The following is a 12,378-nucleotide window of genomic DNA, read 5'->3' on the forward strand; positions in this document are numbered from 1 at the left end:
GGGGTGGTGCATGAGCGGCGCCATCAGGGCCGGCCGAATTCACGCCAGCTCAGGCGGCCGAGGTTGCCGCAGGCTTCGAGCTGGGCCGAGGTCTGGACGCCGTTGGTCCCGCCCGTCACCACGTTCACGCCGAGGCCGCAGGTCGTGCCGCAGGACGAGCCCGAACAGGCGCCGGTCGCGGGCAGCGTGGTGCTTTGCAGCGCCATGCCGACCGTGAAGTTGGACGAGCCGAGCGATTGCGACGGCATCTCCACCCCGCTGGTGGAGGTGAACGGCGGCGCGTACAGCCCGCCGAACACGATGTCGATCACGTTCAGCCAGGTGTTGCCGGCGGTCGAGCAATCGGCGGCCGGCGGAATGAACGAGGTGATGACGGCATAGCGGCCGACGTTCTCGGCATTGCTCGTCACGCGCTCGCCCGAGGCCGGCAGCGACACGCGCCAGCCCTTGAACAGCGTGCTGCTCGCGTTGCAGCTCGCGCCGCCATAGCTCTGCGTGGTGCTGAAGCAGAAGGCGCCCGTCGCGGTGGTGAAGCCGCGCACCGTGCCGCTGTTGGTGGCCGAGGTGTAGGTGGTGCTGGACAGCGCCAGGCTCTTGAGCTGGCTCATGCTCACGGCGGTGGCGCCGTCGGCGTCCCAGATGCCGTAGAGCGCCTGCTGGCCGGTGCTGGCCTGGTCGCCGGTCTCGAACAGCTTGCCGGTGCCGAACACCACGAGCCAGCCGTCGCCGGTGGCCGGGTTGGGGACGGCGACCGGCGCGCCGGTGATGGGCTGGCGTGTCGTGCCGTCGGCGGCATAGGCGGTGAACAGCGGCGCGCCGCTGTTGGCCACGTTCCAGGTGCTCGGCGCGTCGGTGACGGTGCCGTCGCCCGAACCCACGCTCACGTTGAAGCGCCAGAGGTTGCCGCGCAGATCGCCGGCGTAGATCACGTCGGTGATGCCGTCGTTGTCGAAATCGACCGGCACCGGCATCGACAGGCCGTTGCCCGTGGCCTCAGTGCCGGTGTCGGCGGCGACGAGCTTCACGTAGTCGGTGCCGGCGGTCCAGCCGCTGCCCGTCTTGTCGAGGAAGAGCGCGTACAGCACCGGCTTGCCGGCCGTGCTGCCGTAGCCGTTGCCGAGCAGCACGGCCCAGCGCGTGCGGCCGTTGACCTTGAGCCGCGTGATCTGCTCGGGCACGCCGGTGGCGGTGGCATGGGTGGGCGTGCCGATGATGGCGCCGAGGTCGGCGTCGTCGCTGCTGCTGAACTCCCACAGCGCGATCGACGAGGCGTTGGCCTCGCTGAAGTTGGTCGGGTTGGTGACGTTGAGCGCGAACACGCCGTTGCCGCCCGCGCCCAGCGTGCCCACCAGCACCGTGGCCCAGTTGGCCGTGGTGGTGGACGAGATGTTGGCGTCGCCCACGATCGGCGAGCCATCGACGAAATAGCGGTGGCTGTAGGTGAGCGAAGGCAGCTTGCTGAGGTTGCTGTACACCGAGGCCGGCACGTAGGCGAGCACCTCGGCGCCGGTGTTGGCGTTGAAGCCGTGCAGCATCCCGTCGTTGGCGCCGACCCAGACCACCGGCGTGCGCGAGGCATAGGTGCTGCGGAAGCTGCCGTAGCTCGCATCGGCAATGCTGGCCGAGGGCACGCCGGCATAGGCCGGACTCGAATTGATGATGTCACCGAGCTTGGTGTTGCCGTAGAGCGTGTTGGTGTTGGTGCGCTGGCGGAAGTAGCCGCTGGTCGTGCCCTCGTTGCTGGCGCTGCCGCGCAGCCAGCTCAGCCGCTGCGAACCCTTGGTATCGGCCGTGCCGTTCTCGTCGGTGTTGAGCGCGGTCTGCTGGGCGGTGGCGAGGTTGCTCCACTGGAAGGGCACGCCGCGACTGAGCGTCGGACTCCAGGTGATGATCTTGCGGCCGCTGTCGCTGGTGATCTGGGTGGCGGCGTTCCACACCTGCTGGCCGGCGGTGTAGCTGCCGAAGGCCTGCTGGGCGAAGGCACGCAGCGTGCCCTGCCAGCCGCCGGTGTCGGCCATGGGCTGGAAGGCGAGCGAGCCGGCATAGGTGCGCGCGGCGCTCACCGCGGGCGTCGAGCCGCTGGTCTGGGCCGCCACCACCTGGGCGAAGGCCGACTGCATCGACGCGAACATGACGAACGGGTCCTTCGACTGGAAGTAGTTGTTCGGCATGCCGTTGCTCTGGTACGGCGAGCGGTACACGCCATCCACCAGCTTGGCGCCGCCGCCCAGGCCCATGAGGTAGAGCTGGCGGTTCTCCACCGCGATGCCCGAGCTCTCCATCACGTCGAAGGCATAGGTGACGAGCGGCCGGGTGCTGCCGAGGTCGGAGCGGAAGGCGTGGGTTGCACCCCAGTAGGCCAGGCCCGAGGCGAGATAGCCGGCGTTGCCCACGCCGGTCAGGTCGGTGGCGAGCGTCGAGCGGTTGGCCAGCGCGCCGGCCGCGCGCTGGGCGCTGAGCTGGGCGATCGAGTTGCCGAGCGTCACCGTGGCCGCGTAGGCGTCGATCTCGCCACTGGCGACCGAGCGTGGCGAATCGCCGCAGCTGCTGTTGGTGGTGGTGTTGCCGGGCAGATAGCGATCGCACCAGGTATTGGTGTCGGCGATCGTGAAGATGAAGTTGTTCTGGCAGGACGAGGTGACCGGATCGGGCAGCGCGCCGCTCAGGCCCGAGCCCTTCCACGCCGAGTACACCGGGAAGCCCGACTTCATCGCCGTGGTCATGTTCTGCGTGGCGAGCGCGTCGGCCGGCTTGCCGCGCAGGTACTGGAAGGCCTGGTACCAGAGCTCGCTGAACTGGTCGTACACCTTGTACGAATGCGACTGGTTCGTGTCCCAGGTGGCGTTGACCGTACCGTCGCTTGCATACGGTTGCAGCGACGGCTGCGACAGGCCGAAGCGGTTGAGGTAGTTGAGCACGCCGCTCACGCCGAGCGTGTCGTTGAGCGGGTTGATGAGCTGGACGCCGGTGGTCTCGCTGTACTCGTCGGTGATGTGGCGCATCGGCGCGCGCAGCACGCCGCCGTAGCGCGACTGGCTCGATTCCATCAGGTAGCCGAAGGCGGCGTAGTTGACGTCATTGCGGTTGAACTGCATGACGCCCTCGGGCTTGTACACATAGCTGCCCGAGCTGCCGTACCGGGTGCAGAGCTTGAGCGAACCCGAGTACAGGCTCGACCGCCCGGTCGACACCTCGAGCGAATCGCAGATCGACACCCGCGCATAGCCGGCGAAGCGGTCGCCGTCCGTGCCCGGATTGGCGCAGGTGCCGGTGCTGTTCGAGGCGCTGCCGACGAACATCTTGTCGCGGCAGTTCACGACATACAGCGTGCCGAGCGTGCCCAGCACGGTGGTCGGCACCGAGCCGCTGGCGTTGGTGCTACTGATGCTCAGGCGCGGGAAGTTGCCGCTGGCGTAGAAGGACGGGACGCTGTTGCTCGCCACGTCGGGCAGGAAGGCGCGGCTGATGACCGTCTTTCCGCCCTCGGCATAGGTCTGGTCGAGCACGCGCCAGCCCCCCGACAGCACCATGCGGAACAGGTCGAGCGACGAGGTCGTCGCCCAGTTCAGGAAGTTGCCCGACCAGTAGGTGTTGGCGCAGGCGAAGGAGTTGGAGGTGCTGCTCGTGGTGTTGGTCGCGGCCACGAAGTACTGCTTGCTGCTGTCGTAGCTGTAGCAGATGCGCGAGTTGAAGTTGCCCGCGAACTCCTTGGTGCGCGAATAGGCCACGCCGTTGTAGGCGTAGCCGGCGGTCGGGTACTCGACCGACAGCGCGAGCGCGAGATTGGCGGGCGGCTGGATCACCGCCGTCAGCGGCGTCTGCGCGATCGACGCCCCCTGGCCGTGCGCCAGCAGCGGCGCGGCGAGGCAGGCGACGAGCGCGAGCGAACGAAGCGTGGTGTTCATGATGTTCTGATCTGTTGGGAGCTTCTTCGGCACCGGCGGGCGGCTCAGTAGGGGCCGCGGTTGAAGACTTCCTGCACCACGACCGGCGTGGCGTTGCGGTCTCGGCCCCAGCCCCAGGCGGTGATGCGGATCACCGGGATTGCCTGACGGCCACCTGCATTGGCCGGCATCCATTCGAGCGCGTAGCAGGGAGCACGGATGGGCGCGAGGCCCTCGGCGGTCTCGATCAGCGCGCCGGTGTAGCGGCCATAGGTGACGCAGTTGGTACGCGCGATCCACGTCGGATCGGCCGGATTGCCGCCGGGCGCCGGCACGTCGGCGCACTGGCCGTTGATGCACTGGCTGGTGAAGCGCGAAGCGGCGCTGGCGAAGGGCTGGCCATCGACGCCGGTGCGCGAGTCGAGCGCCTCGCGGCAGCCGGTGGTGGTGGGCAGGCACACGGCGTTCTGCGCGTTCAGGCCGAGCAGGTCGCGCTCGGCGTCGCGCAGGGCCAGCTCGGCGTACTGCTGGGCCAGCAGATGGTCGCGCTCGCTCGTGGCCACGCCCTGCTGGAGACTGGTGCGGCGCATCTCGTTGAGCGCGAGCGTGGTGAGCACCACCAGGAACACGAGGGCGATGATGAGCACGATGCCGCGCTGGCCGCGCGCGGCGACGGGGCCGCGCGAACGCGCCGGGCGCGCTTCAGAGCAGCGGCGTGGTCGATCCATTGACGACATTCCTGAGCGTTACGGTGGTCCAGTAGGCGCGGCGCAGGCGACCGTCGGCGGCCGAGGTGCGTGTCACGCCGAGGCAGTCCTGGTAGCTCGCGGCGGCGTCCCCCGAGGCGGCGCTGAGCGAGCCGTTGCCCGGCGAGGCCATCACGAAGCAGAAGCGCACCGAGCTGACGGTGTTCCAGTCGGGCACGGTGCTGGCGCGGTCCCAACGGCTGATGCTCTGGCGGCCGTCGCCGGTGGCGTTGCTGCCGTACCAGAACACGAGCTGCTCGACGCCGCTGGCAAGCGACTGGCTGTCGTTGCTGCCGTTCGAGCGGCAGAACAGCTCGCTCTGGCCGCTGCTGCCGGTAGCGAGGTAGAAGCGGTTGACGACGATGGGCTGGGCCGGCAGCGGCTGCCGGCCCAGCGCGGGCGCGTCGGTGCCGACGCAGGTCTGGCCTTCGCCGGTCGCGGCATTGGCGGCCACCGTCAGCGCGCGCACCTCGATCATTTCGCTCGACGTGCCGGCATCGACGGTGCAGCCGGGCTGGGCTAGGCCGCCGGCCACGCTGATCGCGCTCGAGAAGCTGCCGGTGCAGCCGTAGAGCGGCGCATTGAGGTTGAGGTCGCCCCAGGCGTACATGCGCGCGCGGCCGGTGCCGACCACCGGCGAATACCCGGCCTCGCGCAGCTGGCGCGCGAGCAGCTGCTGCACGAAGCGCGCTCCATCATCGATCTGCTGGGTCGAGTCGATGCGCCGGGCGTTGTCCTGGCCGGTGATGTAGATGCCGGTCAGGAAGATCGAGATCACGAGGCCGATGGTCAGCGTGATGAGCAGTTCGACCAGGGAGCGGCCATGCGGGCGCCGGCCGGCACGGCGGCTCATGGCGCGACGTCGAGCTGGAAGCATTGGATGCTGGGATCGGAGTTGGACGAGTTGAAGCTCGTCGGGCAGTTGCTGCTGGTGGAGTAGGCGTTGCGCGTGCCTGGCGCGGTGCTTGGCGAGGCCGCCGCATTGCGCTCGGAGTAGCCGACGATGATCCGCACGCCGTTGCGGAAGTTGGCGACCTTGCCGCTGCCGTCGAGCGCCTCGATGCGGGCACGCCCGCTCGGCAGTTCGGCCGCGACACGCGCGGTCCACTGGTTCAGGTCGATCGCGGCGATCTCGGCGGCGGTGCAGTTGCCCGCGGTCACGCCAGTAGCGGTCGTGAAGCAGGAGGGCATCGCGGGCACGGCGCTGCTGCCGCTCCAGGTCTGGTTGAGCAGGTAGTTGCCGGCCACGAGGCCGGACAGGTTGGCGCGCATGCGGTCGGCCATGTCGTAGGCGAGCGAGGCGCTGGTCGAACGGGACACGGCGGTGAGGCCGTAGCTCATCGCGTTGACCTGCAGGCCGGCTAGGCCGATCAGGCCGATCGACACCACGATCAGCACGATCAGCACCTCGATGAGCGAGAAGCCACGCTGCTGCCGGGCGGGAAGACCGCCCGGCCGGATCGGGCGCCGGTCCATCAGCAGCTCGCTCCCGTGCCGCGGCCGTTGCTGCGGGTGGCCACCACCCGCGAATTGCCGCTCGGGTAGAGGCAGACGGCGCGCCGCTCGGCCGGCTCGTCGGAGTTGTCGGACGACAGGATGAAGGCGATGTTGCCGTTGCCGGCGAAGTCGAGCCAGCGGCCCGACTGGCCGAAGCGGATCGGCCCGCTCGCGCCGTTGCGCGTCACCACGTTGCCGTTGTTCGCGGCCTGGAGAATGCGCACCGGCGGCAGCGGCGTGCCGGCCGCGTCGGCGGCGCGGTTGCCTAGCGCATTGAAGGCGTACACCGCGATGCCCGCGCCCCAGTCGCCGTCACTGACGCAATCGGCACTGCCCTTGGGATCGTTGGTGGCGCATACCCCCACGGGCGTGCGTTCGCGGATGGCCTGCATCCGCGCGCTCGCCAGCAGCGAGAGCAGATCGTTGGCCTGACTGGCGATGCGGTTGCGGGTGATGAACTGCGACATCGGAGGCGCGGCGATCGCGGCAAGGATGGCGGTGATCGCCACCACTGCCAGCAGCTCGATCAGCGTGAAGCCGCGCATGCGGTTCCTGGGCTTCGTCAAGGGATCCTCGGGGCGGTTTTCTTGTGTGCCGCAAGGATCATATGTGCCGGAAACCGGACAGATCGCACGAATTGACTTTGCCCCCTGGGGCTATTTCACCAAGCGATTGCCCTCAACCGCTCATCGGCGATGGACGTAATTGCTGCGCCGCTCACCGCCGATCAGCGGCGAAAGCAAGCAATCGCGCCGGACGGCGATCAGCGGTGGCCAACGTCCGCCGCGCGAGACTCTAGTGATTTCCTTTAGGCGAAACGGGAAACATTCTGATCACTGACCAGCAATCAGGACCGAGGGCTGTCAGGCAAGGCAGGCAGGGCCACCCCGCACCGGATTGACGACGGGTTGGCGCCGTGCTTTGCGCGTGCGGGCGAAGCACGGCGGAGTGGGTCGGGGCAGGCACGCGGCAGTCGCCGGCGCGCCGGGGAAGCATCCGATGGCGTGGGCACACTGCGGCCGGCGCCGTTCAGCGCGCCGCGACCACGAGCGCCACTGCCTCGGCGGCGATGCCCTCGCCCCGGCCGGTGAAGCCGAGTTTCTCGGTGGTCTTGGCCTTGACGTTCACCTGGGTGAGCGCGATGCCGCAATCGGTGGCGATGCGGCCGACCATGATGGCGATGAAGGGCGCCATCTTCGGCGCCTGGGCAATGATCGTGCAGTCGATGTTGCCGACGAACCAGCCAGCCTTGTGCACCCGGGCGACGGCCTCGCGCAGCAGCACGCGCGAGTCGGCATCCTTGAAGCGCTCATCGGTGTCGGGGAAGTGCATGCCGATGTCGCCGAGGCCGGCGGCGCCGAGCAGCGCGTCAGTGATCGCATGCAGCAGCACGTCGGCGTCGGAATGGCCGAGCAGGCCCTTGTCGAAGGGGATCTCGACGCCACCGATGATGAGCTTGCGGTCAGGCACGAGGGCATGGACGTCGAAGCCGGTCCCGATGCGGAACGGCGGCGTACTGGGCTTGGCGGTGGTGTTCATTCGTTGGCGAAAAGGTGGCGCGCAAGGGCGAAGTCCTCGCGCCAGGTGAGCTTGAAGTTGCGCTGGCTGCCGGGCACGAGTCGCGGCGCGTGACCCATGGCCTCGACGGCGCCGGCCTCGTCGGTGGCGTCGGGGGCGGCGGCGTAGGCGCGGCGCAGCAGGTCGAGGCGGAACATCTGCGGTGTCTGGGCGGCCCAGAGGCCGTCGCGCGGCAGCGTGGCGCCGACGCGGGCCTCGTCGCCCTGCCCGCTCGCGCGCTTGAGCGTGTCGGCCACGGGCAGCGCGAGCAGGCCACCCACCGCGTCGTCGCGGCAGGCGTCGATGAGGTCTGCGATGAGCGCGGTCGTGATGCCGGGGCGCGCGGCGTCATGCACCAGCACCCAGTCGTTCGGGCCGTAGCTGCCGGCGATGGCATTCAGCCCGGCGAGCACCGAATCGCGCCGCGACGCGCCGCCGACGTACAGCGGGCGCACTTCCTCGGTGGCGAGGTCGAAGCGGCGATCGTCGGGCGCGAGCACCACGTACACCGCGTCGATGAGGGGCGAGGCGCGGAAGGCGTCGAGCGTGCGGTCGAGCATGCTGCGCCCGCCGATGTCGGCGTACTGCTTGGGCAGACCGAGGTCGGCGCGGCTGCCGCCGCCGGCGGCCGGGATCAGGGCAATGAAACGGGCTGAACTGGCGGTCATGTGAGTTTGCGCTCGCGTCGAATGTTGTCTGGCGGAAAGCGGGGCCGGATTCTCGCACGCAGGTTTCAGCCTGACGGCACAGGCAAACCCCGGCTTCGGGCGATGGGCGTGACATCCTGCGCCGGCCAGCATCACCCGGACAGGGGCGACGGCGCACGACCGCGACGCCACGCCGCCGCGTCGCCATGCTTCACCCGGGTGATCAGCGCTGGGGCACGGACGGACCGCTGCCGGGCGCCGATCAGGCCGAAGCGTCAGGGGGTTCGCCGGTCCGCCGAACGCCTTGCCTGCCGCCCGGTCAATGCCCGGAAGCCCGTTTTGCGCGTGGCACAATCCGCCGCTTTCCCTGGCGCCCACGGGTGCGGATCGCCGCAAGCGCGACTCCGCCGCGACCGGGCCGACGCCGCACGTCCAAGCCCATGACGCACAAGAAATCGAAATCCGCCGCCAGCCCCGCCGCCGCGACCGTCATGGCCACGGCCACCTCGCGCACCAGCCAGCCCCCCGCCCCGCCCGCACCCGCCGCGCCGCCGGTGGCCGCGCTGCTGCCCGATGCCTGGTCGCTCGGCCTTGCCTTCCCGCCCGCCGGCCAGCGTTTCGTCGCGCCGGCGCTCGCGGGCTCGGCCGATGCGCTGGCGCTCGCGCGGCTCGCGGCGCCGGGCCGCACGATGCTGGTCGTGTGCGCCTCGGCCGCCGACGCCCAGCGGCTGATGGACGAGATCCCGTGGTGGGCCGGCCAGCTCGGCAAGACGCTCGCGGTGCACGACTTCCCCGACTGGGAGACGCTGCCCTACGACAGCTTCTCGCCGCACCAGGACCTCGTGAGCCGGCGCCTCGCCACGCTGTCGGCGCTGAATGACGGCAAGGTCGATGTGCTGCTCGTGGCCGCGACCACGGCGCTGCAAAGGATTGCACCGCCCGAGTTCATGGCCGCCTACAGCTTCGAGTTCCGCCAGGGCCAGAAGCTCGACGCCGACAAGCTGCGCCAGCAACTCGTGCTCGCCGGCTACCAGAACGTGAGCCAGGTGATGTCGCCCGGCGAGTACGCGGTGCGCGGCGGCATCATCGACCTGTTCCCGATGGGCTCGGTCGTGCCCTACCGCATCGACCTGTTCGACGACGAGATCGAGACGCTGCGCACCTTCGACGTCGACAGCCAGCGCAGCCTCTACCCGACGCGCCACATCAAGCTGCTGCCGGGCCGCGAGTTCCCGATGGACGAGAACTCGCGCACCTTCTTCCGCAAGCGCTACCGCGAGCGCTTCGAGGGCGACCCGTCGCGCTCGCCGCTCTACAAGGACATCGGCAACGGCGTGGCGGCGGCCGGCATCGAGTACTACCTGCCGCTGTTCTTCGATGGCACGTCCACGCTGCTGCACTACCTGCCGGCCGACGCCGGCATCGTGCTGTGCGGCGACATCGACGGCGCGATCCGCAAGTTCTGGGCGGACACCGGCTCGCGCTTCCGCTTCCTGCGCGCCGACCCCGAGCGGCCCATCCTGTCGCCCGAAGAGATCTACCTCACGTCGGAAGACTTCTTCACGCTGGCCAAGCCGCATGCGCGCCTCGCGCTGCATACCGACAGCGAGCGCAGCGCCCTCGCCCGCCCGCTGCCGCCGCTGGCCATCGACCGGCGCGCGACCGATCCGCTTGGCGCCCTGCGGGCGTTCGCGGCGACGACGCCCGGCCGGATCTGGATCGCGACCGAATCCGCCGGCCGCCGCGAAACCATCGCCGAGCTGTTCCGCGACCACGCGCTCAAGTCGGTCAACGCCGACGTGCTCGACGACTTCACCACCGGCAGCGCCGCGATCACCCTCGGCATCGCGCCGCTGAGCTTCGGCTTCTCGGCCGGCGAGGGCGACAACGCCGTCCACCTCATCACCGAGGGCGAGCTGTTCAGCGGCGGCGCAAGCGCCGCGCGGCGCGGCAAGCGGCGCAAGCAGGAACAGGTCACGGCGGTCGATTCGATCATCAAGGACCTGTCGGAGCTGAAGCTCGGCGATCCGGTCGTGCATGTGCAGCACGGCATCGGCCGCTATCGCGGGCTGGAGACGATGGACCTCGGCGACGGCCCGATGGAGCTGCTGCATCTCGAATACGCGGGCGAGGCCAAGCTGTTCGTGCCGGTGTCGCAGCTGCATGTGATCTCGCGCTACTCGGGCGCCGATCCGGATTCCGCGCCGCTGCACCAGCTCGGCTCGGGCCAGTGGGAGAAGGCCCGCCGCAAGGCCGCCGCCCAGATCCGCGATACCGCCGCCGAACTGCTCAACCTGTATGCGCGCCGCGCCGCGCGCCAGGGCCACAAGTTCGAGTTCTCGTCGTCGGACTACGAGCTGTTCTGCGAAGGCTTCGGCTTTGAGGAAACGCCCGACCAGGCCCAGGCGATCGCGGCGGTGATGCAGGACATGACCTCGGGCGCGCCGATGGACCGGCTGGTGTGCGGCGACGTGGGCTTCGGCAAGACCGAGGTGGCGATGCGCGCGGCCTTCATGGCGGTGGCGGGCGGCAAGCAGGTGGCGATCCTCGCGCCGACCACGCTGCTGGCCGAGCAGCACTTCCAGAACTTCAGCGACCGCTTCGCCAACTTCCCGGTCAAGCTCGCCGAGCTGTCGCGCTTTCGTACCGGCAAGGAGACGAGCGCGGCGGTCAAGGGCATCAACGACGGCACGGTGGACATCGTGATCGGCACCCACAAGCTGCTGAGCGAGGACGTGAAGTTCGCGCGGCTGGGGCTGGTCATCATCGACGAGGAGCACCGCTTCGGCGTGCGCCAGAAGGAGGCGCTCAAGAGCCTGCGCGCCGAGGTGGATGTGCTGACGCTCACCGCCACGCCGATCCCGCGCACGCTGGGCATGGCGATGGAAGGGCTGCGCGATTTCAGCGTGATCGCGACCGCGCCGCAGAAGCGCCTAGCCATCAAGACTTTTGTGCGGCGCGAGAGCGAGTCGGTCATCCGCGAGGCGGTGCTGCGCGAGATCAAGCGCGGTGGCCAGGTCTACTTCCTGCACAACGAGGTCGAGACGATCGAGAACCGGCGCATCCGGCTGGAAGAGCTGCTGCCCGAGGCGCGCATCGGCGTGGGCCACGGCCAGATGCACGAGCGCGAGCTGGAACGCGTGATGCGCGACTTCACGCATCAGCGCTTCAACGTGCTGCTGTGCACGACCATCATCGAGACCGGCATCGACGTGCCGAACGCCAACACGATCATCATTCACCGGTCGGACAAGTTCGGCCTCGCCCAGCTGCACCAGCTGCGCGGGCGCGTCGGCCGGTCGCACCACCAGGCCTATGCCTATCTGCTCGTGCACGATCCGCAGGGCCTCACCAAGCAGGCCCAGCTGCGGCTCGACGCGATCCAGAAGATGGAGGAGCTGGGTTCGGGCTTCTACCTCGCGATGCACGATCTGGAGATCCGCGGCGCCGGCGAGGTGCTCGGCGACAAGCAGTCGGGCGAGATGCAGGAAATCGGCTTCCAGCTCTACATCGACATGCTCAACGAGGCCGTCCGCTCGCTGAAGAAGGGCAAGGAGCCCGACCTCGAACGCCCGCTCGCGGCCGTCACCGAAATCAACCTGCACACGCCCGCCCTGCTGCCGAGCGACTACTGCGGCGACGTGCACGAGCGGCTGACGATCTACAAGCGCCTGTCGAACTGCGAGCACGCCGACGGCATCGACACGATGCGCGAGGAGCTGATCGACCGCTTCGGCAAGCTGCCCGAGCAGGCCCAGGCGCTTATCGACGTGCACAAGCTGCGCATCGCCTGCAAGCCCTACGGCATCCAGAAGATCGACGCGAGCGACGAGGCCATCGTCATCCAGTTCGAGAAGGACGCGCCGGTCGATCCGGGCAAGATCGTGTCGCTGATGCAGCGCAACAAGCATGTGCGCCTCGCCGGTCAGGACCGGCTGCGCATCTCCAAGTCGGCCGAGAAGGTGGAAGAGCGGACGAAGTTGATCCGCAGCCTCCTCGGCGAGCTGCGCTGAGGCAGGATTCAAGCTTCCGTTCGCCGCCCATCGC

General features: G+C 69.2%; 8 protein-coding genes. 1 reads left to right on the forward strand and 7 read right to left on the reverse strand.

Features of this window, described 5'->3' with window-relative positions:
* Positions 1-23: 23 nt before the first annotated feature.
* From H566_RS0110130 to ispD, 7 genes are all read right to left on the reverse strand, one after another.
* Positions 24-3,905 (reverse strand): pilus assembly protein, encoded by a 3,882-nt coding sequence (locus tag H566_RS0110130; protein WP_028311358.1) that lies wholly within the window; start codon positions 3,903-3,905, stop codon positions 24-26.
* A gap of 44 nt (positions 3,906-3,949) precedes the next feature.
* On the reverse strand, positions 3,950-4,612 hold the full coding sequence (locus tag H566_RS28925; RefSeq protein WP_034411035.1) for a pilus assembly PilX family protein: 663 nt from the start codon (positions 4,610-4,612) through the stop codon (positions 3,950-3,952).
* Positions 4,587-5,483: a PilW family protein gene (locus H566_RS0110140; RefSeq protein WP_028311359.1), complete on the reverse strand. Its 897-nt coding sequence runs from the start codon at positions 5,481-5,483 to the stop codon at positions 4,587-4,589. The genes H566_RS28925 and H566_RS0110140 overlap by 26 nt, the downstream gene beginning before the upstream one ends.
* Positions 5,480-6,106, reverse strand: a complete 627-nt coding sequence (gene pilV / locus H566_RS24195; RefSeq protein WP_051378503.1) for a type IV pilus modification protein PilV — start codon at positions 6,104-6,106, stop codon at positions 5,480-5,482. Before pilV ends, H566_RS0110140 begins: the two co-directional genes overlap by 4 nt.
* Positions 6,106-6,693: a GspH/FimT family pseudopilin gene (locus H566_RS24200; RefSeq protein WP_156924365.1), complete on the reverse strand. Its 588-nt coding sequence runs from the start codon at positions 6,691-6,693 to the stop codon at positions 6,106-6,108. Before H566_RS24200 ends, pilV begins: the two co-directional genes overlap by 1 nt.
* Positions 6,694-7,156: 463 nt before the next feature.
* Positions 7,157-7,666 carry a 2-C-methyl-D-erythritol 2,4-cyclodiphosphate synthase gene (gene ispF, locus H566_RS0110155; RefSeq protein WP_028311360.1) on the reverse strand — a complete coding sequence of 170 codons (510 nt, stop codon included), beginning with the start codon at positions 7,664-7,666 and terminating at the stop codon, positions 7,157-7,159.
* Positions 7,663-8,352 carry a 2-C-methyl-D-erythritol 4-phosphate cytidylyltransferase gene (gene ispD / locus H566_RS0110160; protein WP_028311361.1) on the reverse strand — a complete coding sequence of 230 codons (690 nt, stop codon included), beginning with the start codon at positions 8,350-8,352 and terminating at the stop codon, positions 7,663-7,665. Before ispD ends, ispF begins: the two co-directional genes overlap by 4 nt.
* A 470-nt stretch (positions 8,353-8,822) precedes the next feature.
* Between ispD and mfd the strand changes: the two genes are divergently transcribed.
* On the forward strand, positions 8,823-12,344 hold the full coding sequence (gene mfd / locus H566_RS0110165; protein WP_084544979.1) for a transcription-repair coupling factor: 3,522 nt from the start codon (positions 8,823-8,825) through the stop codon (positions 12,342-12,344).
* Positions 12,345-12,378 lie beyond the last annotated feature (34 nt).

It is taken from the genome of Derxia gummosa DSM 723, from assembly GCF_000482785.1.
Lineage (GTDB): Bacteria > Pseudomonadota > Gammaproteobacteria > Burkholderiales > Burkholderiaceae_E > Derxia > Derxia gummosa.